Origin of the sequence: Streptomyces sp. AC550_RSS872 (genome assembly GCF_019049285.1) — a bacterium.
Taxonomy (GTDB): Bacteria; Actinomycetota; Actinomycetes; order Streptomycetales; family Streptomycetaceae; genus Streptomyces.
In genome coordinates, this window is the sequence record NZ_JAGMUL010000058.1 from 82,841 (window position 1) to 106,189 (window position 23,349).

Sequence of the window (23,349 nt, forward strand, 5' to 3'; positions counted from 1 at the left end):
CCTCAAGGACGACGGCTGACACTCGCCGCCCCCTCAGGGCGGTGATCCCGAGCAGCAGTCACTTCTTCGTACGGACTTCCCGGGGTGCCCGCCCGAGGCTCATCGGACGCGATTCGCCAGTTTGGTGGCGCTGTTGAGCGAGTACTCCAGCGGTCCGCGTCGGAAGAAGCGGGACCAGATCGCCGCGAACAGGGTGGCCCCGAGGATGAAGCAGAGCAGCAGCGCGGCGGAGGCGGACTGCGGCGGGGCGGCCGCTTCGCCGGGCAGGGCGAGGATGACCAGGATGTGGCCGACGTAGAGGGTCAGGGACATGGTGCCGACGGCGATGACCGGAGTTGCCAGTCGGCGCAGCCAGGGCAGTCGGTCCAGCGCCACCGTCAGGCACAGGAGCGTGGTGATGGCGATCCCGATGCTGCCGATGAGGTCGAACGTGGAACCGGTGTGCGGCTCGGCTGCCAGTAGCCCCCATGCGTCGGGGCCCCACAGCTCACCACCGACCGGCGTGTCGAAGGATCCCGCTGCCATGCCGGGGTCCTTCAGGGCACCGGGGTCCTTCAGGGCAGGCATCCCGGCCATGATCTTCTCGGCGCCGCCGGTCAACCGGAGCACCAGCCACGAGACGCCGTATCCGAACGCGACCAGCGCGGGACCGACCACGGCCAGCCGCCGCCGTACCGCGCCGGAGGTCAGATCCAGTCGACCCAACGCCATGCCGGTGACCACGAATGTCATCCAGGTGATCGCCGGGTAGAGGCCGGTGAGGAGAAGGTCGAGCACGCCCACGCCGGAGAGTCGCGCGATCGGGTCCCAGAAATCGATGGTGTTCACGATCGACTCGGTGAGCAGTGCCCGGATCACGTACGCCAGCTGCGGCGTGACGACCGCGAGCGCGACCGCGATGATCGCGAGCGTCCTGGCCCGCAGGCGCAGCAGGGGCAGGGCCAGCAGGAAGTACACCGCGTAGAAGTTGAGGATCCCGGCGCCGCCGAAGTTGGTCATCGCCAACGCGCTCCCCAGCACCAGCAGGATCACGGCCCGGATCACGATCCGGGCCCTCGCCTGCCGGCCGGCCAGTCCGGTCTTCGGCTCAAGGCGACCGGCGATCAGCATCAACGAGAACCCGGCGAGGACAGCGAACAGCGCCGACGCCCGGCCGCTCGCCAGGCCCAGGAACCAGTCGCCAACGCCGCCGCCTGGCGTGGGTGCGGGGCCGACGTGCACGGTGAACATTCCGAACACGGCCAGTGCACGGGCCAGGTCCACCCCGACCAGCCGCGCCATCGGCGCGGGGCGTTCCGTCGCCGTGGCGGACTCGGGCGAGGGTAAGGGCCGGGGAGGCGTCTTGTTGGCGCTTTCGATCTCGGTCACCGGGGCAACCTTGCCGAGGCGGGGGGCGGTCGACCATCCGCCGGGCTTCGGAAGGTGTCCCGCCGGTCGGCCAACTGTCCCCCTCCGATTGGCGGGGGTCGGTCTCGGCCGTACACGAACGACTGTGGTCGCCGACCTGGTCGCCGGGACGCCGCGGGTCAGCAGGCTCACCACGCCCCGCGTCCTTCGGCACCGCCGCATCGGGACAGAGGTCGGTGAACATCCCCGCCCTCTCGTCGTACTCGCGTCCGTTCCGGGCGCTGTTGCCGGATCTGCCATCGCAACGGCCGCTCCGGATCAGTCCGGCAGGCGATGCCCGCTGGTCGGTGCGCCGCACGCCGTTTGGTTCAGCCGCTGGTGGTTCGCGTGCCCAGAGCGTGCCCGTAAGAACGGACAACCACGGTCAACACCGGTGCGATCGGGCCCGGCGCAACGGTACCGAAACGACGAATCCGCTCAGGTCAGCGGCCACTCGGTCGCCCAAGCGCCGTCACTTCCCAAGCTGAGAGCGCGAGTTCGACTCTCGTCACCCGCTCCAAAGCAGCAGTTCAATACGCCCTGACGGACACATAGCGACTGTCATGGGCGGGGCTGCACGCCGAAGTCGGTAAGCAGCAGCTCGGTGCTGGATTTGTGCCGGGTGGGTTGTTTTGCGGCGCGGCCGGAGGCTACAGCGGCGACCGGGAGGTGATCTCGCACTCGGCTTATTAGTGTCGGGGGCATGACGACACCCCTTGCCGGCAGTGCCTTCGACTTGCTCCGCCTCGACGCCGTACCCGACCAGGAGGCGCTGCGCCGGGTCTACGCACTCCCCCACGACGCGGCCGTACGCAAGCAGATGACCGAACTCACCGAACAGACCCAGCGGTTGATCGGGTGTTCATCGCTGGTCCTGGTCGCCAGCACGGACGCCGAGGGCAACTGTGACGTATCCCCGCGCGGCGGCCCCGCCGGATTCGTCGCCGTCCTGGACTCACGGACGGTGGCGATACCGGACGCGACCGGCAACAAGCGTCTGGACACCCTGCAAAACGTCATCGCCACCGGACGGGCCGGGCTGCTGTTCGTCATACCCGGGCGCACCACCACGCTCAGGGTGAACGGCCGCGCCTGCGTCTCCACCCGCCCGGAGCTGCTGTCCCAGCTGACCGCCGTGGGTAAGCCGCCGGCCAGCGCACTGGTGGTGGGCATCGAGGAGGTCTACCCGCACTGCCCCAAGTCGCTCCTGCGCAGCGGCGCCTGGAAGCCTGAGCAGTGGCTGCCAGCGGACGCGCAGCCCACCTCGGCCGAGGTGACACTGGCCCAGCTGCGGATGCCGGAACTGACGATCGCCGACATCGAGCAGACGGAGGCGGATTCGCTGAAATACCGGTACGAGTAGGGGGCCGGCCAACGATTGCTGGACGCGGCGGGACGAAGATGAAGCTCGCAGGCCACGTCTAGGGCGCGCGGGCGACTGCGCTCCGCGGCTCGGCCTTGCGGTAGCCGAGGCGACCGAGCTCCATGTGTTGACATCGGAGTTGGGTTACGGCCCGCGGAGGACGGCGAGGCGTGATCAGCTTGGGACGTGGAGACCATCATCGCCAGCGGTATAGCCGTTCTGGGTGAGCCGACGGTGGTGCCTGATGTGCGGGCGTGCCGAGTGGCCGGAGGGCTGACCTGCGTGCGAGGCAGGTCAGCCCTCCGGCCGGTCGTGGCCCGGGGAAGGTCACACCGTGGTTCTTGTCCACTGCTGGTTCGTGGCGCCGGTGCAGGTCCGCTGGATGATCGCCGCGCCGTCGGCTGTGCTCCCGCTACTGACGTCGAGGCACTTCCCGCTGTGTCGCGCCACCAGTTGCACGTGGTTGCCGACGTTGGTCAGGGACCACTGCTGGTTCGTGCCGCCGGTGCAGGGCCACTGGATGACGGCCGCACCGTCTGTCCTGCTCGCGCTCTTGACGTCGAGGCACTTTCCGGTGTTGCGGCTGACCAGGTTGTAGTAGCCGTTGCCCGTGTCACGGAAGAACCAGTGCTGGTTCGCGGCCAGGGCCGAGCTCGACCACTGGATGATGCCGGCGCCGTTGGCGGTGCTGCGGCTCCTGACATCCACGACCTTGCCGCTGTTGCGGTTGGTGATCGTCTCGTAGGGGCCCACCGGCCCCGCGGTCCCGACGGCCGTCTGGACCACCGTCTTGATGGTGCCGTCACTGTTGTAGTGCAGGTAATCCAAGGCGATCGACCGGCGGTGGTTACCTCCGCCCTCCAGAGCCTTGTTCGCGTAGACCATGTACCACTTGTTGTTGAACTGAAGGATGGACGAGTGGTTGGTGTTCACGTTGACGTAGTCGAGCGCGACGCCCCGGTACGTGAACGGACCGAGCGGGCTGGTCGCGGTCGCGTACTGGATCTGTCCCGGCCAGCCGGTCGAGAACGAGAAGTAGTAGAGCCCGTTGCGCTTGTGCATCCAGGGGGCTTCGGCGAAGCCCTGGCCGGGAGCGCCGTTGACCGTGACGTTCATGATGGGGCCGCTGGTCGACATCATGTCCGGGTTGAGCCGGACGACCTTGGGCTGGCGGCTGCTGCCGAAGTACAGGTACGCCTGTCCGTCGTCGTCGATGAACGCCATCGGGTCGATGGGCTCTGTCCCGGTGTTCGCGTCGCGCGAGGTGTCGATGAGGGGTGTTCCGCGTACGTCTTTGAACCCGGACGTGGGCGAGGTGCTGCGGGCGACACCGATCTTGTTGCGGTCCGTCGGCAGGTACAGGTAGTAGAAGCCGTTGCGCTGGGCGGCGGCAGGCGCCCAGGCCAGCTTGTCGGCCCAGCTGAAGCCTGTGAGGTCGAAGACCTGTCCGTGGTCGGTCCAGGTCACCCCGTCGGCGGAGGAGTACGAGCGCCAGTCCCTGGAGTCCCAGTACGTACCGCTGTTGTCGGAGTCGTCGGTGGCGTAGATGTACATGCGCCCGTTGAAGACGTGCGCCGACGGGTCCGCCACGAACCGGTCCATGTCTATGGGGTTGTCGGCCTGCGCCGGGGAGCCGGCGAGGAGCAGACCGGTGATCATCATGACCGTGGCGGTCAGGGCACTGCCCGCGCGGCGGATCCGGCGCCGCAGCGGAATCCGCCCGGGCGGCGTCCCGTCCGCATGAGCAGGCAGTTTGCCGGTCGATCTTGATCCGTCCCGGTGGGCCGGTGAATTTTCCATCCTCGTACTCCTGCTGTGGGGGGGCTCGTTCTCCGCTGTAGGGGACTCGTTGTGGCCCGCCGAGCCCAGGGGCAGCCCAGGGCGGAGGCGGCGGGTGGGAGTGGGGAGCGTCAGCCGAAGGCGGGACCGGATGACGTTCCAGATGAGAGATGGTGCGGTCGGGTCACAGACGACGTGTTCGCCCGGTGGGTCGCCCGCTGGGGCAGCTCTGCGTCCGGCTCCTCGAGGGCGTGGACGAGGAGCCTGAGCCTTTCCGTGGCCGCGGCGTCGAGCGGTTGACACGCGACGGTCAGGCGAACCGCGTGGCCCGAGCCACCCCGCCGGACTCGACCTCCGAGCAGCGGCCATCTGGATCCGCAGCCTCCCAGCAGCCCGCTCGGGTGGCGAGGGTCTGGGATGTGAAGAGCGGGCCGACGGCGACACACACCGTCGACCGGCCGGAGGGAACCACAGGTATGTGGGTCTCCTGCCGGAGGCTTCGCCAGAGCGTGGAACGGTGGACCAGTGACGGGTGCGAACACGTGCTGTCCCCTTCGACGGCCGTAGTCCGACATTTCGAACAGCGTGCGGAATTGCGAACTACGAATGGCGATCGAAAGATAAGTTGCAGCCAGGAGCACGTCAATGGAACTGGCCAGTTCAGTCCGATTCGCTCTGGGCCTGTGCACGCAATTGGCCGGCGGCGTGCCGGCCACCGCGAGCGCCTACAAGTCGGCCAACTGGGCGCTCTGACTGAGGACATGGGCGAGAAGTACACCGTGCTGGCGACCCGCCGCCACGACGGTTTCGCCCTCTGCGGGCCACATGAGCCATCGAAGGTTCGTGCGGCCAGAGCTCTCAGCCTGCCGTTCCCCGAAGGACGTCGAGCACCCACCCGTCGCCGCGTCTCGACGGAGAGGACCAAGTCAGCTTGCGAGAGCGGCTACTGAGGAGAAGGGATTGTCGCCCTCCTCTACCTCATTACCAGGCAATGCCTGGTTCAGGTGCCGGTCGCTCGGGCCGAGCGGAGTTGGGTGCGCAGGGCAGGCACCGGGCGCAGTCTTCGGATCCGGTCAGACCCTTTGTGGTGGCCGTCGAGCAGGAAGTGCGTCAGACCCCAGTGTCGGTGGTGGTCCGCCGGCAGGCCGGAGCGGGTTCGCAGACGTCCAACGTGGAGACCGCCACAGCTGTCGGGACCGATCCTCGGCCCATCACGTGGCCACCTGTTCCTCGCCGAAGTAGTCGCCTTCCCCACCGGGGACGACCAGACGGGGCTCCACGTGGAGCGGCACCGGAAGGTACTCACCCTCCGGCAACAACGCACCGAAGGCATCGATCACACCGGTGTCGTCCGGATCAGCCAACGCTTCGGTGAGCCACTCCTGCACGCTCTCCAGCGACAACCTCTGCCGGGCGGAATCCAACCGGCGGAACAGGAACGGGCACGTTCCGCACCAGAAGCCGAGCTCGAAGGCAGGCTCCCCGTCGACCACGAGCAACCTGCGCCCCGGCCCACCCCCGGCCCCCCGCTGTTCCGCCTGCTCGGTCAGGTGAGGTCAGGTCAGGTCAGGTCAGGTCAGGAGGGGATGATCTGCCACTGCTGCCGCGCCAGTGACGCGTACGGCTGCTGCTCGATGTTGGCTCCGTCGGCGGTGCTGCCCTCGTCGACGGCGAGGCAGAGTCCGCTGTAGCGGTTGACGAGGAAGAAGTAGTCGTCACCGGTGGGCGTGACGGCCCAGTGCTGCTGAGGGGCGCCGGCGTCCGACCAGATGCCGGCGTTGCCGCCGTCGGCGCGGGAGAGACCCGCGACCTCCAGCAGCTTGCCACTGCCCACTCCCTTGATCTTGTAGTAGCCGTCACCGGCCTTGGTGAAGGTCCACTTCTGGTTCGCCTTGTTGAGCCACGGCCACTGAAGGACGTTGGCGCCGTTGGCGGTGGCCCCGCCCTTCACGTCGGCGGCCTTGCCGCTGTGCCGGGCGACCAGCCGGTAGACGGTGCCGTCGCCGGGCAGCGTGGTGGACACCAGGGCCGGCCTGACCGACCGGCCCCCGATCCTCACGTTGCCGATGTTGGCGTAGCCACCGGTGGCGGAGTTGACCTGGATCCGTACGAAGCCCACGTTCCGGGCGGGCCACTCCACCACCTTGTACTTGCCGTTGCCGGCCCAGGTGCCGGTGGCGACCTGGGTGAAGGCGACCCCGTCGGTGCTGGTGAGGATGGTGTACGAGGTGATGTCGCCGTCGGTGGAGTTGCTGCGGCTCCACTGCTTGGGCAGGTATTCCAGGGTGGAGACGTTGCTCCACACCCCGCCCAGGTCGATGGTGATCGACTGCGGCAACGACAGGCCCCAGGTCGACCAGCAGGTTTCGTAGCGGACGTCGCTGAGTCCGTCGATCGCGTTGAGCGGGCCCTCGCCGGCGTGGAAGGCGGTGGCGTACGCGTTGACCGGTGTGACGGGGTGCTCGGCGCGCATTGGCTGGGTGGGCAGCGGCGGCCGGGAGGTGTTGGGGCTCCATGCCGCGCCGACCTCGGCCAGCCGGTTGACGACGTTGGTGTCCAGCAGGCCGTTGCGGTTGGGCGGGCAGTTGAGGATGAACGAGGTGTACTTCGGTTCCAGGTCGGCCAGGTGCGAGAGGATCGCGTCCTTGCTCATGAGGCCCTCGGTCGGGGTGGAGGGGTGCCAGAACCAGCCGTTGCTGATGGTCTGTCCTTGCATTCCGGCGTAGGTGTTGCCCGCGGGCGCCGTGACGCCCAACGGCTCCTCGAAGAAGATCGCGTCGCTGAGGAAGGGCTCGGACAGTCCGCCGATGTCGATCATGACGCAGTCGGGCTGAAGCTGCTTCACCAGTGAACGGATCCTCTGGTAGGAGACGGCCTGCTGTCCCATCTGCCACGCGTAACCGTCAGTCATGAACATGTTGATGGTGCCGTAGTTGGTCAGCAGCTCGGTGATCTGACCGAGGATGAAGGTCATGTCGGCGGGCTGGATGGCATCGGTGATCTCGAGACCCGACACCTTGTGCCGGGTCTCCCATGCCTCGACGCCGAAGGTACGGTCCCAGATCGAGTAGTAGAACCCGACCTTCAGCCCCTTCGCGCGGAAGGCGTCGCAGTACGCCTTCACCACGTCCTGCTTGTAGGAGCTGTTCGCGACGTTCTGGGTGCCATAGGCGCTCGGCCACAGGGCAAAGCCGTCGTGGTGCTTCGTGGTCAGGATGCCGTAACTCATCTTCGCGGCAGCCGCCGCGTCGGCCCACTGCCCACAGTTGACGCTCGGGGGAGCGAAGAGAGTGGGGCTCTGATTCGGTGCCGCCCACTCCTGGTTGGTGAAGGTGCCCAGGCTGAAGTGGTTGAACATGCCGAACCGCATGTCGACCATCCTGCTCAGGTTGGTGTGGGTGTCCGCGGCGGACGCCTGCGACAGAAGGCCGGAGAAGCCGGGGACGATCGGCAGGGCGGTCGCGGCGGTCGCCGCACCCGCCGCGCCGAGAAACGTACGGCGAGTCATTCTTCGCGAGGACATGGCTCACTCCTGGACTGGTTGCAGGGGACGACGTCTGGACTTGCCGCACCGACTCAGCCTCGGGCTGCGAGGCGCAGCGAGGCCGAAACGGGGGGACGTTCGGCTCTATAACATCGGATGTATTAAGTGACACCAACCCACGACGCGTCTAGAGGTATGCCAGAAGAACCTGTTCAAAGCTGAGACTTACACTCGAGTTCAGGCCACGCCGTCGAAGCACCGACTGGGATCAGACCCAGATAGATCGGATGACTACCCTGAGGCGACACGGGCCCTCGTCCGGCGGCCCTGGACGGGGGTACCCCCGCTCAAGCGCCGCCGAGAACTCAGGGAGCGGTGCCATGCCTCGCGACCCGGGCGGGCACAGCGAAAAGCTCGCCGACGAAGAGCAGGCCGTCGGGCCCCGCGTCGGCCTGGGCGACGGTGGCGATACGGCGTTCAGCAGCGGACTCCTTGCCCGCACCCTTCATCCGGCACGGGTCGCGGCTGACCAGATCGTCGGCATCGGGGCGCCCGAGGGCCTGACGCTACTGTGTTGAGGGCGGCCGGGTGGTGGTGGCGGCCTCGCCCACGCGGGCCTCGAAGCACTCCCGTTCGCCGTCGGCCGACGCGGGCCGGAAGCAGGCCCGGACGGTGCTGCCGGGACGGACTTCGGTCATCTCGGTATAGATGAAGGTTGCCGCATCGTCCTTGTTCCTGATGCGCACGCCGTGGGTCGGGCCGCCTGCCGTGACGTCCAGCCGGTCGCCGATCTCGGTCCCCCAGGTCCGGGCCCAGCTCGCACCGCACTTCTTGCTGTGGCGCAGCTCGACGTGGGCGCCGGTGGCCGTGCGGTGCGAGGCGAGGGTGTCGGGGCCGATGCCGCAGATCAGGCGCATCGGGTCCCGGCCCTCGCAGGCGGCTCCGTGGCACTGGGGAGCGAGGGAGAACGGGACGGAGGCCGGTAGCGGTTCGTCCTCCTGAGCCTCCGAGTCCGGCAGCAGGAGGAACAGCAGGGCCGCGGCACCACCGACGATCACTGTGTACACCGACGCCAGCACCACCAGGAGCCTGCTCCCGCCAAGTCGCCGCCGCCCGGTTCCGGCGGGCGGTGGCGGCTCCTGAGGATATGGCCGCGGCGACTCGGCCGTGGGAGGGGCGGGTGCGGGGGCCACCGCGCGTCCGCTCCAGTGCGACTCGGCGATCTCCCACAGGGCCAGCAGCCGCCCGTCCGGTTCGTTCGCGAGCCGGCACAGCTCCCGTACGGCCTGGCGAGGAGGCAGGCTCTTGCCGTTGAGGTAACGCTCCCACGAGGACTTGCTGTACGGCGTTCGCTCCGCCAGCGCCGCCAGGCTCAGCCCCGCACCGGCCCGCAGCTCCCGCAGCGCCGCGGCCAGCCGGGTGTGTTCCGTGGTCACCGGGGCGCCGCCTCCCGTAGGGCCTGCCAGGTGGGCGGGTCGATGACTCCGTTCACGATCAGCCCGTTCTGCTTCTGCATGCGCTCGACCGCTCGCCGCGTCTTCGGGCCGAAGACGCCGTCGATCTCCCCTGGTGCGGTGCCCGCCCGGTGCAGCAGGCACTGTGCCTCGGCCACTTCGAGCCCCACGTGGGTGTTGGACAGGAGGATGTCCGTGGTCCGGCTCAGGCCCGCGTACCAGCGGCCGTCACGCTGCTCCAGCCGGCAGGTGTAGATGACCGGCACCATGGACTCCGACACGGTGGCCAGGGCCGTGGCGACAGCGTCGCCGCGGTCGTGCGCGAGCTGGGCACGGGCCTCGGTGAGCCGCACGGCCAGCAGGAGCGCCGCGGAGACGGACAGCGCCGTGACCACGGCTCCCGCCGTGACCGCGACGCGCAGGTGGCGCCCGTACGGCTGCTTCTCCGTGGGGGTGTGTTCCGGTGTAGCGGAGAAGTCCTCGGGGGTGTCGGTGGTGACCGCCCTTCCCTCCGCCCAGCGTTGGGCGGCGATCTCGTGCATCACCAGCAGCCGGGCCGGATCGTCACCGCCGACGCGGGCCATCGCCTCGACGGCCTCCCGGGGCGGCAGAGACCTGCCATTCAGATATCGCTGCCACGACTTCGCGCTGTACCCGGTCTTCGCGGCCAGTCGCCGCGTGCTCAGCTCGCTGTGGTCCTTCAGCCTGCGCAGTCGCACGATCAGCTGGTGGACGTGTGGATGCAGTTCTGCGGGCAGTTCCTTCCAGCGCGACACGCGTCCCCCCACTCGCGTTCGGGACCGCAGGCCCGGCCCCCCGTGTCCCGGCCTCATTCTGCACCAGCTGTCAATCAGTCATCCCCCTCTCACCGCAGTCCCGCCGCAGGGACTCGGCGGGCGGCGTCTGCGCAGGTCATCGAACGGGACGTCCCGGGACGAGGTCACTTCCGTGTCACCTGTGGCCGAACATCTCGCCGAACCCGCAGTCTCGTTGCGGAGCCGGCCGCTGCGGTCGGGTTCTTCAAGCGCACCGCAATTGAGGGGAACAGCATGCGAGCTCTCACGAAGGCACTCGTCAGTGTCACCACCGCGGTCGGGATCGCCGCCGGCGGCCTGGCCACGGCGGGCACCGCCATGGCGGCTACGCCGACCGCCCCGAGGTCTGCGGTTGCAGCCTCGCCCGCAGCGGTGGCCGCGTACAACAACCTGGGACTCACCAAGTACCAGGCTTACGGCGTTCAGTGCTTCCTGGACGACTCACCCTTCGTCGACCTCGAAGTGGACGGGTATCTCGGCAAGGAAAGCTGGAAGGCGATGCAGAACTTCCTCAATAACAATTGGGACCAGAGCCTCGTTGTTGATGGAATCGTCGGACCGGCGACGATCAGAGGGCTTCAGTACTTCCTCAAGAACGGCGGCTGGGGGTATACCGGCGACCTCGACGGCATCGCCGGCTCCGGCACCCGAGCGGCGTTCGCCAGGTTCGGTCAAGCGACCTTGGAGCAGTTCTGCGAGTAGGCATTCGCAACCCGGCCACTGATCAGGTGACGGTCCGCGAAGCGCAACGAGCGAGGCCCCCGAGCTGTTGATCGAGATGTCTGACGTCTCAATCACGCGGCTCGGGGGCCTCGTTGGTCATCCATCTCGGTCCAGCCGAAGGCGACCCGGAGCGTCCCCTACCAACAGCGGGGAATCACGGTAAACGCAGCCGAGCCCGGCGGGTCCGCAGACCGGCCGTTCGCCCACGTCAGCGCGCCAACACCCCGTAAATGGACGCAGCTTCCCAAGCTGAGAGCGCGAAGAGGTCGCCGTGCGGGCGTCGTGCAACCTGCCCCGGAATGTCCGAGCGCCTCACGGAACAGTGACGGCCGTCGTCGCCCGGAGAACTGCTTACGAGAGTCTGACGCGCCCCCCGTTCCCCACCCGCCTCACCGCCGCCACCGGCCACGCTTCTCCCGTCCTCGAAGACCACGCGGACACACGAACGCCACGAGGAGAGAAGGAGCGGGACATGAGTATCCACGGCGATGGAAGTGAGCCCCGATCGAGCCGCCGGACGGCCGGAGGACGTCGCGGTCACCGGGCGAAGTCCAGGACGCGGCGGATCGTGATCGGCGGCAGTGCCCTCGCCACCGCCGCGGCGGCCACCGTGGCCGTGTCCCTGGCCTCGGCGAGCCAGTACGGGACGTCCCAAGCGGAAACCGGCCGTGCCGTGTTCGTGCAGGGAAACGAGCTGAGCGGCAACACCATCCATGTCTTCGCGCGGGACGGCCAGGGCAAGCTGAAACCCGCGGGCACCTATGCCACCGGCGGCCGGGGCGGCGACCAGGTCGACGCCCCCACGGACTCCCTCGCCTCCCAGGGCTCCCTCCTCTACGACGACGCCTCCGGCATGCTGCTGGCGGTCAACGCGGGCAGCGGCACTCTGACCTCCTTCCGCGTCGAGGGAACGGAACTCAAACGCCGTCAAGTCCTCGACACCGGGGGCGAGTTCCCCTCCAGCATCGCGGTGCGCGGCAAGGTCGCGTACGTCATGAACGCGGGCGGTCAGGGCAGCGTCCAGGGCTTCCGGATCACCAGGAAGGGGCTCGTGCCGATGCGGGGGTCCTTCCGTTCACTCGGGCTGGACAACGAGGACGTACCACGGTTCGACACCTCGCCCGGCGAGGTCGAGATCACCCCGGACAGCCGTGCCCTGGTGGTCACCACCAAGGGGAACAACACCGTCGAGGTCTTCCCGTTGAAGAGCAACGGCCTGCCCGCCGTCGCCGAGCCGGTCGTCAACAAGTCCGCCGGCAACGTGCCGTTCGCGATCAGCTTCGACAGCTCCGGCCGCCGGATGCTGGTCGCCGAGGCCGAGAAGTCCACGGTGACCGTCTACAAGGTCCGGCACAACGGCAAGCTGAAGGTCCTCCAGCGGCCGCTCGCCAGCGGCCAGGAGGTCCTGTGCTGGCTGGAGCGCGCGGGCAACTACTTCTACGGCGGCAACACCGGCAACTCCACCGTCACCGGCTACCGCATGGACAAGCACGGACGGCTCTCCCTGACCAACGAGGTCGGCCTCGCCACCCCGCCCTCCTCGAAATCGCAGGGCGTGATCGACATCGCCGTGACCAAGGACGCGAAGTTCGTCTACGTCCAGAACGCCACCTCCGGAACGGTCGACGGCTTCCGCGTCGAGAAGAACGGATCCCTCACCAAGGTCACCACCGCCGAGGGCCTTCCCGCATTCGACGAGTCGGGCATGGAGGGCATCGCCGCGATGTGACACCCGGGTCTCGGGCCGGGCGGCGGGCTTGCCTCAAGCGGGCCGGAGATCCCGGAGGTGATCCGGCCGACCTGGGTGACACTCGCTGCTCGGCGGCTTCTTCATCCGGTGGTCGTTACGCCGGGTCGATGCGGGAGACGCTGCCACGCAGGTCGAGCACGTACAGCTCGCCGTTGCCTCCCTGCACGAACGAGACGACCCGGCCGCCGTCGACTCCGAGGTTGCTCACGCCGGTCACCTCGCCGTTCTCCATGTGCAGAGCACGGACGGTGCCGTCGCAGTAGTCGCTGAACACGTACTGGCCCTTGAGGTCCGGGATCGCCTCGCCTCGGTATACGTATCCGCCCGTCACCGAGCAGCCCGGCCCGCTGCGGTCGTACTCGTGGATCGGCGGTACGTGGTCCGCGGGCTCCGTGCCGCCCCGGAAGGGATGGTTGCCCTCCATCTGGGACCAGCCGTAGTTCTCGCCGCCCTTGCTGGTTGCCGGGGCCCAGTCGATCTCCTCCCAGGCGCTCTGGCCGACGTCCCCGATCAGCAGGTCGCCCGTGCCCGCGTCGAAGGAGAACCGCCACGGATTGCGCAACCCGTACGCCCAGATCTCGTCCTTCGCGTTCGGGTCGTCCACGAACGGGTTGCCCGGCGGGATCGCGTACGGCTTGCCGCCCCTCGGGTCGATCCGCAGCAGCTTGCCGAGCAGCGTGTCGAGGTTCTGGCCGTTGCCGTGCGGGTCGCCGCCCGAGCCGCCGTCGCCGAACGCGATGTAGAGGTAGCCGTCGGGGCCGAACGTGATGTCGCCGCCGTTGTGGTTCGCGTAGGGCTGTGTCTGGGTGAGGACGGTGCGCCGGGTGTCCGCCTGGATCCTGCCGTCCCGCACCGCGAACTCATCCACGGTGCTGGTGCCTTCGAGGTTCGTGAACGAGATGTAGAAGTGCGCGAACTCCTTGTCGAACGCGATGCCCAGCAGGCCGCGTTCGCCGTTGGTGGTGGTCTCCCTGGATATGTCCAGGACGGGCTCGCCGAGCCCCTCGGCGTCCAAGACCCTTACCTTGCCCGCGCGTTCGGCTATCCAGACCGTGCCACCGGGGCCGGCGGCGCCGGCGGTTGGATTCTGGGCCGTGGCCACTTTCTTGAGCACGACCTTCGCTGCCTGGCGTGGGGAGCTGAGCTCGTCGGCAGACGCCGTGGTCAAAGCGAGGGAAGCGACGAGGCAGAGGCTGCCGATGATCGCCGAGCTTCTGGTGCGAACTTTCACCGTGATCCTCCTAGAGGCGGCGAACGGGGGGAGATCACCCGGCTGCCAGGGGCAGAGAGATGGGTGTCGTCCACACCGGCACGCACACCTGGGGGGTGGGGGGATTGGTGCGCTACTGGCCACAGATGAGGCTACCGGGGCAGAGGTTGTTGAAATAGACCACACTCCGCCACCCATTCACCTCTGCTCCGCTTTCCGTCGCGAGCCGATGGCCACGTCCACCCCCGGCAAAGGCATACGCGCTGGTCAGGAACGTGGAGCAGGTCAGGCGCCGTCGCTTCCCAAGCGCAACTATCTGGTCTCGAATTCCACATGGTTGCCGCTGTACCTCTCCACATGCCGTATCCGGGCGCCGCCCCGAACTGACGGCACGGCAGCTCATCGCCGGTCAGCGGCACCAGGGCGCGGCCGTGCCTCCTCGCCGGACTCGAGCTGCTGGCCCACGAGTCTCGCGTAGTGACCGGCGCGCCGGAGCAGGTCGTGATGGCTCCCCCGCTCCACGATGGTTCCCTGGTCGAGCACCAGGATGGTGTCGGCGTTGCGGATCGTGCTCAAGCGGTGCGCGATGATGATCTGGGTGCAGGCCAGGCTGCGCAGGTTCTCCGCGACTTTCCGCTCGGTCTCGACGTCCAGATGACTCGTGGCCTCGTCGAGCATGATGATCGCCGGTTTGTGCGCGATCGCTCGTGCTATGGCCAGCCGCTGTCGCTGACCGCCCGACAGGGCGCTCCCGCCCTCGGAGACGAAGGTGTCGTACTGCATCGGCATGGCCATGATGTCGTCGTGTATCGCGGCCAGCTCGGCGGCCGCAACCACTCGCTCGCGCTTGATCGATGGGTTGCTGAGGGCGATGTTGGACAGGATCGACCCGCTGAACAGGGCGCTCTCCTGCAAGACGACGCCGAACTGGCGTCTGAGCTCCTGCCAGTTGACGTCCCGCAGCGAGACGCCGTCGTAGAGGATGTCCCCCTGTGTGGGGACGTAGAGTCCGAGCAGCAGTTTCCCCAGCGTGCTCTTGCCCGAACCGGAGAGTCCGACGAGCGCGATCCTCTCTCCGGGCCGTGCGGTGAGGTCGACGTCGTGCAGCACCTGGGGGCCTGCCTGCGAATAGCGGAAGCCGACCCTGTCCATCCGCAGCTGCCCCGACAGCCGTGGGGCCGGTCGTGGCACTTGTCGCGACTGCTCCGGCTCGGCCTCGGTCACGTCACGGATGCGGTCGAGGTTGGCACTGACGAGCTGGAACTGCTGGGCACTGTCCACCAGCGACGTGAGCGGTGCGAAGAAGGCGGTGGCCAGCGCCAGAAGCGCCACCATCGTGCCCAGGCTGATCGATCCGCCCAGGACCTGTGTGGCACCCACCCACAACAGCGCGAGCTGTCCGAACAGGGGCAGGGACCCCAGGAGCGAGGCCACGGCACCGGAAACGTAGTTCTGGCGCATCGAGATGTTGAGGTGGTCGAAGAACAGGTTCGACCAGCGGTCGAAGGCCTGTGCTTCGGCGCCCGCCGCTTTCAGCGTTCCGATGCCGACTATCGCTTCGCCCAGATATCCCTGGGACTTCCCGAACGCGGCCAGCTCTCGGCCCGACAACCTCGTGATGACGCCGTTGCTGAGCATGATGACCACTGCCCCCAGCAGACCGACGCCGAGTGTGAGCAGGCCGAACGGCGGGGACTGCCAGAAGAGGAGAAGCAGGTAGAACATCACCAGCCCGCTGTCCATGACGGTGGCAAGGAGCTGGTTGCTCAGCAGTTCGCGCAGCATGGCGTTGCTGGCCGCCCGGGCGAGCAGGTCACCGGTCGAGCGCTGCTGGAAGTATTTGTAGGGCAGTTCGAGAAGGTGCTCTACGAAGCCGAGCATCATGCTGACGTCGATACGCGCACGGAGGTACACCAACAGCCATTCCCGCAGCAGCGTCGCGACGGTCTGGGCGAGAAAGACGACGACGATGCCGATCGCCAGGACCGGCATGACGTTGCGCATCCGGTAGGGCAGGACCTGGTCCACCACCACCGCGGTCAGGATCGGCAGGACAAGCCCGAGCAGGATCAGCAGCACGGAGACCGCGAGCAGTTGCAGCGACCTCCAGGGCGCCTGCCGTACGTACTGGAGGGCGTACGCCCGGAAAGTCGCGCGGGGTGCGACGGCCGCACGACGGTCGAAACCCGCGCCCGGTTCGAGGAGGATGACCACCCCGGTGAACCCGGCGTCGAACTCGTCCTCCGTCAGCCGGCAGCGTCCTCTGGCGGGGTCCACCACGTCGACGTACCTGCGCGACCATCGTTCGACGACGAGGAAATGAGTGAACTCCCAGTGGACGATCGCGGGGAGTGCGATGAAACGGAGATCGTTCCGCGGTAGCGAGACCGTCCTCACCCGCATTCCGTGGTCGCGCGCGGCCTTGACGATCTCCAGGGCGGAGAGGCCGTCGCGACCGACGCCGCAACGCGTCCGCAGCTCCGACAGGGAGGTCCCGCGGCCGTAGTAGTTGAGCATCATCGTCAGGCAGGCGAGGCCGCATTCCACCTCACTCAGCTGTCTGACCTCGGGAACCCTCCTGCGGTGCCGACGGCCCGTGAACCAGGCGAACGGGTTCGTCACGAGGCACCGCCGAGGGGCCCGCCAAGTCCGGGGAAGAGCGCCAGGAGTCGCTCCGACCCGGCCTCCACCCGAGCGGTCAGGAGGCTCCCGGCGTAGGCGGCCGGGGGCAGCGACTCTCCCAGCCGCACGATCACGACGGTCCAGGGCTGCCGAACGGTGTCGGCCCCGGGCTCGAACCGGTACCTGTCCCGTGCCGTGTCCGGGCCCACCACGCCCGGCTCGACCCTGACGACAGCACCCGATACGGATGGACCCGAAGAGCCGATCCGCGCCTGGACCGACTGGCCGGCCCGCACCTGCGCCGACTGATCCGGCGGCAGGAACAGGGCGGCCGTCGTCGCTGCGTCGCCGGGTCCGGCCCGGGCACCGTCCTGGAGGATCGTGCCCTGGGTGCCGACGTAGGCCGGTACCCGTACGGACCAGGCCAGTGCCGCGGTGGCGATCAGTACGGCCAGCAACAGCCAAAGGCAGACGATGGCCGGCCGCAGGGTGAGGCGAGGCACGATGTCCTTCGCCGTACCGTGCCGGTAGGCCCGGATGGCGCTCTCCCGGAAGATCACACGGTGGGCCACGACCAAGGGTCCTCTCTCTCAGCCCTGCGCCTGCCACCGTGCAGGAGCAAGGAGAAGAACGGACGGCACCTTGTCGGGCTCGGCCAGCCGGAGCAGCTCGTACCCGATGCCCGCCAGTCCGGTCATGAGCCCGGGCGTCTCCACCCCGAGGGGCACTCCCGTCACGAAGCCGTTGGCCTCCATGTGCGCCACCACCGACGCGGTCGCTCGTGCCAAAGCCTCATGATCTTCGGGTCTGTCGAGCGACCGCGCCGCCGTCAGGAGAAGCTCGATGTTCCCCAGCGCGCCGTGGCAGAGCGAGTGGCCCATGGCGAAGCCGTACTGTTTCGTGGCGCTCAGGGCGATGTCGATCTCGTCTCGTGTGGCAGCGTCGGCCAGCTGATCCAAGGCGGCGAGGCGTGCCAGGCCGATACCCGGGGCGCCGTGGCACCAGGCCACCATGCTCTTGTGAGGTGGCTCGACGACCGGGTCAACCGGGTCGGCCCGGCTTGCCCGGGACGCGAAGACGCGCAGGTCGGCCCAGTTGTTCAGCTCGGGAAGGAAGAGGCTGCGGTCGTAGCCGAGAGCGCTGAGAGCGGTTCGCCGGAATCGGTCCTCGCCGCTTTGGGCCGCCAGCCGCAGAAGGCTCAACGCGATGCCGGCGGTGCCGTGCGAGAACCCGCCCAGCGGCGGCTGGTCCTCCAGTGTCGTCCAGGCGACCCCTCGACGCACGGGCAGCACCGTGGCCAGGAGCCGCTCACCGCAGCGGATCGCCACCGCCAAGGTCTGTGCCGAGGGACGGACCGCATACAGGCTGAGCAGCGCGAGGACGCAGCCCGCCGAGCCGTAGACGACGTCCAGCGAAACGTCCCTGGAGATGACCGGTGGCAGCCCGTCGGCCAGTTCGGCCGCTTCGTCGAGGAGATCGGGCTCGGCCCACAGGACGCCCAGGCTCGTGAGGGCGTAGACGACCGAGGCCAGGCCGTCGAAGGCGCCGACCGTCTCGGGAGATCCGCTCGCCTGCGGCTGCTCCCGGAGTTCCAGCCACTCCCGCGCCTGCATGCGTGCCGATGTCAGTGCCCGACGTGCGAGGAGCGTGACGGAGGGCTCTTCGGCGATCGCCCCCAGGTAACCCAGGAAGAGTGCGATTCCACTGGTCCCGGAGTAGAGGTCACTGCCCGAAGGGAACAGGCCCCAGGTCGACTCGTCCAGGGGGCCCACGCCGAGCCAGTACGCGCCGCCCTCGTTGTGCAGGGAGAGCTCGCCGAGACGTCTCCCGACGGAGCCGGCCAGTGCCAGCAGCTGTTCTCGATCCACCGGCCGGGGCCCAGGGGAAAGCCGTTTCACCGACGGAACCTGCGCCGGCCGGGAGAGCGGGTCCTCATGGTCCATGAGCAGTGTGGCCAGCGACGCCTCGGTGATCCAGAGCTGCTTGGCCAGGTCGTCGTCACCGAGCTGCTCCACTCGCTGCCGGACCAGATCGAGGCCGGACGCGTCGAAGAAGTCCTCGAAGCGCGCCCCCTGCGTCGTGCGGAGCGCCCGGCTGCCGGGGCGGCTGCTGAACAGCGGGATGTCACCATGCCGCAGATCCCGCTGCTCCGCCGGTATGAGGGGAACGAGGTAGGGACGCTGCGCCGCTTCGGTCCACAGGTGATCGAAGAAGCGATCACGTTCGAGCGCGTCCCGCAGCAGATCGGGATGGAAGCTCTCGTACCACAGGAGGCCGTACACGTTCGTGGAGCGGACGACGACACGTGTCTCGTCCTGGGCGAAGCGCGGGAGCTGCTCCGCGAGCAGCTCCGCCCTGTTCTCACGGAGCAGACGGTACATTCCGGTGAAGCCCGCCAGTACGGCGTCCTTGTACTGCCAGACCTCGACGTCCTGGTCACCCAGCCGGGGCCGGTTCTCGCTCACGGGCAGCTCGGCACGCCGCCGGACCACCCGCATCTCGTCCGTCCCCGGCCTCTCCCAGCTGACGAGCCGATGCGGGTTCATCTGCCCCGGTTGCCCACCCAGGCCGCTCATATCCACGCCTATCGAATCCTGGTCGGACCACACGCGCCGCGGCAGCAGCCCGACCTGCCACACGGAACGATCCAGCGCTCCCGCGGCGAGGTTCTCCGGGGCCGGCCCCTTGGCGTGGACGTAAGGGTGGAACAGGGCCTCCAGATCCACGGGCATCGGATGCTCACCCGCCGCGAGCAGGTTCTCGTTGTGCAGGTCGGCTGCGTCCAGGACGTAGAACAGCGCCAGGTAGCTTCCCTGACGCTCGTAGAAGCGCACGACTTCCTCGTCGCATGTGCAGGAGGCCACGTCGACGAACTCCGACCAGCCGTGGTTCCCGCGGTCGACGACCACCAGCGGCCGCAGGCGGGGCTCGGCCCCCCTGTCGTTCAACCAGGACAGCAATTCCTGGAAGTGCATGTCCAAACCCAGCGACCTGGGCTTGTACAACAGTTTCAGCTCCGAGGCGAACCGCAGCAGGAGCACACTGCGGCCATGACGGTGCCGGTCACCTTTTCCGGCGTCCACGTCGACCAGCGGGCCGGGATCGCCGCCCGGGGCGAAGGTGGTGCGGATGGACTGCCAGTCCGCGCACAGATGCGTCAGGAACTCGTACAGGTAATCCGCCCACTGTTCCGTCATGAGCACCAGTTGACGTGCGAGCACCGGGTACTGGGCGAGGAGTTCCACCAGCGAGCTTTCCTGACCGAGCCGCCGGATGAAGTCCTCGAAGCGTTCTTCCGCTGTCCCGCCTCTCAAGTGTCCTTTCAGCCGCGCGACATGGAGTTCGAGTACTAGCGGCCTGCTGAGCTGGAACAGGAGGAGGGGCGCGAGATTCGCCACGAACACCCCGGGGAGCGCTTTCATTTCGAAGGGAAAGAACTCGACCTCGCCGCGCAGGCTGCGCACCCTTTCCTGAAGACTGTCAAGAGCGTCCAGGAGGAGAGGGCTGATCGCCGACAGACCTCCATGGAGAGGGTGATCGGCCTCGGTCTTCTCAAGCAGAGGTGGCGGCTTCACGCCGGAATCCCGGTGGGTGAACGCCCGCCGGAGAACAATCAGCCAGTCCGGGGGACCCTGGATGCGGGCCTTCAGACGCTCCGGGGGCTCCGCCAGGAGAGCCAGCAGATCACGTTCCGAGAGCGAGTCGAGAGCCAGCCGCTGGGCGAACAGCCGCCCACGCTCGAAGGGCTTCTGGCCCTTCCAGGCACGCAGACGATCCAGCGCTTCCTCAACTGGGAGGTCCGAAGCGGTGGACACCCCCGCGCGGGTACTGCGTGTGCCACCGCGTTCAGGGAGGGAAAGCGCCTGGCACCACTCGGGGGACTGCCATACCTCTTCCGCTCTCATGAGCTGGCCGCTTCCCTCGACATCCACCCGCTGCTGTCAGCCCGGACGTCAGCCAGGGCTGCCGAACAGCGTCTGGCAGCCCTCGCCGAACCACGTTCGGCCGTACGTGTCAGAGGCGGTCACAGGTCACATGCGGGGCCGCCCGAAAGCCGGCCGATTCCCGGCCGGGTACGCCGAACGCCCCGCTGTCAGCAGCTGCGGCAGGGGTTTTGCGAGTTACCGCGAGTCGTGACACAGGTCCTCGTGTTACAGCCGACGCTGTTGCCGCTCTGGGCGCCGCCCAGAACCTGGCCCAGCTCCGCGTCCGTCAGCTCTATGACGCCCGCCGGGTTGTCCGGCAGGTCAGCCAACTCTGCGGCGCTCAGGCCGCTACGGTACTCCCGGTCCTCCCAGGCCCGGACGATCTTGTGGAGATCCATGGATGCTCTCCTTGCTTCCTTCTCTGCTGCCTTTCTCTTGCCGTGAGGTTCACCGCTCGAGACCCCAAAGCAGCAACCCCGAAGAAACGGACGAGACACAGGACCAAGGACATGACCCGATCAGACATCACCAGAGAGCGACCACGACGTTACGCATTAGCAAGCCTTTGGGAATCGGGAGTGTGTGCACCCGCTCGCCGAGAATGATGAACGCAGATGCCACGAGCGGCATCGGGGTTTGACTCCCTGTACGGGGAGGGTCCGCCCGCTCCGTGGGGTATTAGGCAATGAACACCTGTATGTCCAGCCTTACTCTCGCCTCCACGGCATGTCAAGGGCGTGAATGTTGCGCCGACTTGGCTACTCATCGTGATCGGAGACAACTGCGGTCAACAGCGGTGCCCCAGGCCCCACGCCTGCCGAGCCGCACATCGAACCCACGCAGGTCAGAAGCCATGCGGCCACCCAAGCGCCGTCGCTTCCCAAGCTGAGAGCGCGAGTTCGGCTCTCGTCACCCGCTCCATGATGAAGGCCCAGGTCAGAGACCTGGGCCTGTTGGCTGTTCATGGTGGTCAGTTGTCGCTTGCCGGCCTCAGTGGGGACGCGGGTGGTCGCTGGTGAGGGCTTCGGCGGTGGTCTTCAGGTCGTGCAGCCACGCTTCGAGGCCCGCGCCGAGGGCCGCGGTCGCGGTGGGCACGTCTGCTTCGACCTGGGTGCCGGTCCAGGTTTCCTCGGTGTGGACGTGCAGGCCACCCTCGACCTTGCGGAAGGTCCACAGGTGGATGCCCTCGTCGATACGCAGCCCCTCACCTGTCGCGGGGCCGCTCCACAGGATGCAGTTGTGGCGCTGGAGTTCCTGGACGGTGGAGGTGATGGCGAGTGTGGTGGCGGGGGTCGTGGGGGTGGCGGGCGCGGGGGTGGTCCACCGGAACTGCGAACCCGCCTTCAGGCGGCCGGGATCGAGACGTTCGGCGGTGGTGACAGGGGGCTGCCAGGACGGCCAGCGTTCGACGTCGGTCTGGAGCTTCCAGACAGTGCTCAGTGGCGCCTTGATCACGATGTCGGACTCGTAGCGGATGAGGGCGGTGGGATCGACACCTCGCCCGCCGCACTGGGACGTATCACCGTGGGGGGCGACGGCAGCCTGGGCGGTCGGGATGGTGCTCGTGAGAACGGCGGCGACGGCGAGCGCGACCGCGGCCTTACCGGCGCGAGGCCGGCGCCGGAGGGTTCGCGTGCGCGGGTGCAGCGGGTGACGGGGGCGGGGGTGCTGACCGGGGGCGTTCGACGGGCCGGTGCTGAACATGGTGTTCCTCTCGTTTCGTTGTGGTGATCGGATCGGGCCACTCGGGTTCTGCTACGGGTTCAGAACGATCTTTCCGGCGACGGTGCCCGACTCGGCCAGCCGCAGGGCCTCGGCGACGCGGGTGAGCGGCAGTTGCGCGGCGATCCGAGCTGTGACCTCGCCGCGCTGGAGGGCCGCGAAGACCTGGGTGAGGTCGGTGCGGAGGCGGGCGCGGAAGCGGTTCTTGGCCAGGGCTCGGCCGGCCCAGACATTGAAGAAGTACGCGCGGCGGCGGTTGGGCAGGGCGTTCCACAGCCACACCCGGCCGAGCAGCTTGAGGACGGGCCACTGCTTGGAGCCCTCGTCGTCCCGGGTCGAGGCACTGCCGTACGAGACGAGCGTGCCGCCGGGGGCGAGAAGGCGCCAGGAGTCGACGATGCCGCGGCCGCCGACGTGGTCGAAGACGGCGTCCACCCCATGGGGGGCGAGTTCGCGGATCCGTGTGGCGACGTCGTCGGTGCGGTAGTCGACGGGAGCGACTCCCCGTTCGCGCAGGGCGTCGTGGTGGCGCGTGGACGCCGTGCCGATCACCTGCGCGCCTGCGGCCTGGGCGAGCTGGACCAGGACCGATCCGACGCCACCGTTCGCGCCGTGCACCACGACGGTGTGCCCCGCACGGACGCGGGCCTTGCGGTGCAGCATCTGCCAGGCGGTGATGCCGTTGACGACCAGGGTCTCCGCCTCCGCCGCACCGATCCCGGCAGGCACGGGTACCACGTCCGCCGCGTCGACGAGCACATGACTGGCCCAGCCACCGACCTTGACCAGCGCGGCGACCCGGGTGCCGGCCAGGCCCCGCTCGACTCCCTCGCCGGTCGACAGCACCGTACCCACGAGGTCGTAGCCGGGCACGAACGGGAAGGGCGGCTGGTCGTAGTAGCGGCCGCGCCGCATCTGCTGCTCGGCGAACGAGACGCCGGTCGCCTCCATCCGGATCACGACCTGGCCGGGGCCCGCGGCAGGTACGGCTCCATGCCGGATCTGAAGTCCCTCGGGCTCGACCTTGCCCGGCAGGACGACCTCGACGAGTCCATCGGCGTTCATGACGACCTCCACAGAGTCAGTCGGTTACAAGCCTTCGTGTTCGCTAGAAG

The 23,349-nt window shown here is 68.2% G+C and carries 17 protein-coding genes; 4 read left to right on the top strand and 13 right to left on the bottom strand.

Annotated features, from left to right (window positions below; genetic code table 11):
* Nucleotides 1–99: 99 nt before the first annotated feature.
* On the bottom strand, nucleotides 100–1,368 hold the full coding sequence (locus KUM44_RS23510) for a DUF418 domain-containing protein (protein WP_217210689.1): 1,269 nt from the start codon (nucleotides 1,366–1,368) through the stop codon (nucleotides 100–102).
* A gap of 721 nt (nucleotides 1,369–2,089) precedes the next feature.
* Here KUM44_RS23510 and KUM44_RS23515 point away from each other — a divergent pair.
* Nucleotides 2,090–2,749, top strand: coding sequence for an MSMEG_1061 family FMN-dependent PPOX-type flavoprotein (locus tag KUM44_RS23515; RefSeq protein WP_217210691.1), 660 nt, complete (start codon nucleotides 2,090–2,092; stop codon nucleotides 2,747–2,749).
* Between the two features lie 327 nt (nucleotides 2,750–3,076).
* Here the strand turns inward: KUM44_RS23515 and KUM44_RS23520 are convergent, their stop codons facing one another.
* The 3 genes from KUM44_RS23520 to KUM44_RS23530 form a co-directional block, all read right to left on the bottom strand.
* The gene (locus KUM44_RS23520; RefSeq protein WP_217210692.1) at nucleotides 3,077–4,549 is read right to left on the bottom strand and encodes a family 43 glycosylhydrolase; all 1,473 of its coding nucleotides are present in this window, start codon (nucleotides 4,547–4,549) and stop codon (nucleotides 3,077–3,079) included.
* A 1,190-nt stretch (nucleotides 4,550–5,739) separates the two neighbouring features.
* Nucleotides 5,740–6,021 carry a hypothetical protein gene (locus tag KUM44_RS45635; RefSeq protein ID WP_254389963.1) on the bottom strand — a complete coding sequence of 94 codons (282 nt, stop codon included), beginning with the start codon at nucleotides 6,019–6,021 and terminating at the stop codon, nucleotides 5,740–5,742.
* An 83-nt stretch (nucleotides 6,022–6,104) separates the two neighbouring features.
* Nucleotides 6,105–8,051 (bottom strand): RICIN domain-containing protein, encoded by a 1,947-nt coding sequence (locus KUM44_RS23530; protein ID WP_217210694.1) that lies wholly within the window; start codon nucleotides 8,049–8,051, stop codon nucleotides 6,105–6,107.
* A gap of 341 nt (nucleotides 8,052–8,392) precedes the next feature.
* Here KUM44_RS23530 and KUM44_RS23535 point away from each other — a divergent pair, with 341 nt between their 5' ends.
* Nucleotides 8,393–8,590: a hypothetical protein gene (locus tag KUM44_RS23535; protein ID WP_217210696.1), complete on the top strand. Its 198-nt coding sequence runs from the start codon at nucleotides 8,393–8,395 to the stop codon at nucleotides 8,588–8,590.
* Here KUM44_RS23535 and KUM44_RS23540 read toward each other — a convergent pair.
* On the bottom strand, nucleotides 8,579–9,448 hold the full coding sequence (locus KUM44_RS23540) for an XRE family transcriptional regulator (RefSeq protein ID WP_217210698.1): 870 nt from the start codon (nucleotides 9,446–9,448) through the stop codon (nucleotides 8,579–8,581). The genes KUM44_RS23535 and KUM44_RS23540 overlap by 12 nt on opposite strands.
* A complete protein-coding gene (locus tag KUM44_RS23545; protein ID WP_217210710.1) occupies nucleotides 9,445–10,242 on the bottom strand; it encodes a peptidoglycan-binding protein in 798 nt (265 codons plus the stop codon). Before KUM44_RS23545 ends, KUM44_RS23540 begins: the two co-directional genes overlap by 4 nt.
* Before the next feature lie 273 nt (nucleotides 10,243–10,515).
* Here KUM44_RS23545 and KUM44_RS23550 point away from each other — a divergent pair, with 273 nt between their 5' ends.
* Nucleotides 10,516–10,983: a peptidoglycan-binding protein gene (locus KUM44_RS23550; RefSeq protein WP_217210712.1), complete on the top strand. Its 468-nt coding sequence runs from the start codon at nucleotides 10,516–10,518 to the stop codon at nucleotides 10,981–10,983.
* A gap of 589 nt (nucleotides 10,984–11,572) precedes the next feature.
* The gene (locus KUM44_RS23555; protein ID WP_308402701.1) at nucleotides 11,573–12,733 is read left to right on the top strand and encodes a beta-propeller fold lactonase family protein; all 1,161 of its coding nucleotides are present in this window, start codon (nucleotides 11,573–11,575) and stop codon (nucleotides 12,731–12,733) included.
* A 115-nt stretch (nucleotides 12,734–12,848) separates the two neighbouring features.
* Here the strand turns inward: KUM44_RS23555 and KUM44_RS23560 are convergent, their stop codons facing one another.
* The 7 genes from KUM44_RS23560 to KUM44_RS23590 form a co-directional block, all read right to left on the bottom strand.
* Nucleotides 12,849–13,985 (bottom strand): sorbosone dehydrogenase family protein, encoded by a 1,137-nt coding sequence (locus KUM44_RS23560; protein WP_217210717.1) that lies wholly within the window; start codon nucleotides 13,983–13,985, stop codon nucleotides 12,849–12,851.
* A 378-nt stretch (nucleotides 13,986–14,363) separates the two neighbouring features.
* Nucleotides 14,364–16,586: a peptidase domain-containing ABC transporter gene (locus tag KUM44_RS23565; protein ID WP_217210724.1), complete on the bottom strand. Its 2,223-nt coding sequence runs from the start codon at nucleotides 16,584–16,586 to the stop codon at nucleotides 14,364–14,366.
* Entirely contained in the window at nucleotides 16,583–17,158 is a 576-nt protein-coding gene (locus tag KUM44_RS47245; protein WP_217210725.1) for a hypothetical protein, read from the bottom strand. Before KUM44_RS47245 ends, KUM44_RS23565 begins: the two co-directional genes overlap by 4 nt.
* 18 nt (nucleotides 17,159–17,176) lie before the next feature.
* Nucleotides 17,177–20,401 (bottom strand): type 2 lanthipeptide synthetase LanM family protein, encoded by a 3,225-nt coding sequence (locus KUM44_RS23575; protein WP_217210726.1) that lies wholly within the window; start codon nucleotides 20,399–20,401, stop codon nucleotides 17,177–17,179.
* A 278-nt stretch (nucleotides 20,402–20,679) separates the two neighbouring features.
* The gene (locus KUM44_RS23580) at nucleotides 20,680–20,910 is read right to left on the bottom strand and encodes a mersacidin/lichenicidin family type 2 lantibiotic (protein ID WP_217210728.1); all 231 of its coding nucleotides are present in this window, start codon (nucleotides 20,908–20,910) and stop codon (nucleotides 20,680–20,682) included.
* A gap of 592 nt (nucleotides 20,911–21,502) precedes the next feature.
* Complete coding sequence (locus tag KUM44_RS23585) at nucleotides 21,503–22,216, bottom strand: SRPBCC family protein (RefSeq protein ID WP_217210730.1); 714 nt, start codon at nucleotides 22,214–22,216, stop codon at nucleotides 21,503–21,505.
* A 51-nt stretch (nucleotides 22,217–22,267) separates the two neighbouring features.
* Nucleotides 22,268–23,299 carry a medium chain dehydrogenase/reductase family protein gene (locus tag KUM44_RS23590; RefSeq protein ID WP_217210732.1) on the bottom strand — a complete coding sequence of 344 codons (1,032 nt, stop codon included), beginning with the start codon at nucleotides 23,297–23,299 and terminating at the stop codon, nucleotides 22,268–22,270.
* Nucleotides 23,300–23,349 lie beyond the last annotated feature (50 nt).

Bases quoted from the DNA above. Each gene is read 5' to 3' on its own strand.
- KUM44_RS23515 (WP_217210691.1), top strand. From the start codon at position 2,090: ATGACGACACCCCTTGCCGGCAGTGCCTTCGACTTGCTCCGCCTCGAC.
- KUM44_RS23520 (WP_217210692.1), bottom strand. From the start codon at position 4,549: ATGGAAAATTCACCGGCCCACCGGGACGGATCAAGATCGACCGGCAAA.
- KUM44_RS23530 (WP_217210694.1), bottom strand. From the start codon at position 8,051: ATGTCCTCGCGAAGAATGACTCGCCGTACGTTTCTCGGCGCGGCGGGT.
- KUM44_RS23535 (WP_217210696.1), top strand. From the start codon at position 8,393: ATGCCTCGCGACCCGGGCGGGCACAGCGAAAAGCTCGCCGACGAAGAG.
- KUM44_RS23550 (WP_217210712.1), top strand. From the start codon at position 10,516: ATGCGAGCTCTCACGAAGGCACTCGTCAGTGTCACCACCGCGGTCGGG.
- KUM44_RS23580 (WP_217210728.1), bottom strand. From the start codon at position 20,910: ATGGATCTCCACAAGATCGTCCGGGCCTGGGAGGACCGGGAGTACCGT.
- KUM44_RS23585 (WP_217210730.1), bottom strand. From the start codon at position 22,216: ATGTTCAGCACCGGCCCGTCGAACGCCCCCGGTCAGCACCCCCGCCCC.
- KUM44_RS23590 (WP_217210732.1), bottom strand. From the start codon at position 23,299: ATGAACGCCGATGGACTCGTCGAGGTCGTCCTGCCGGGCAAGGTCGAG.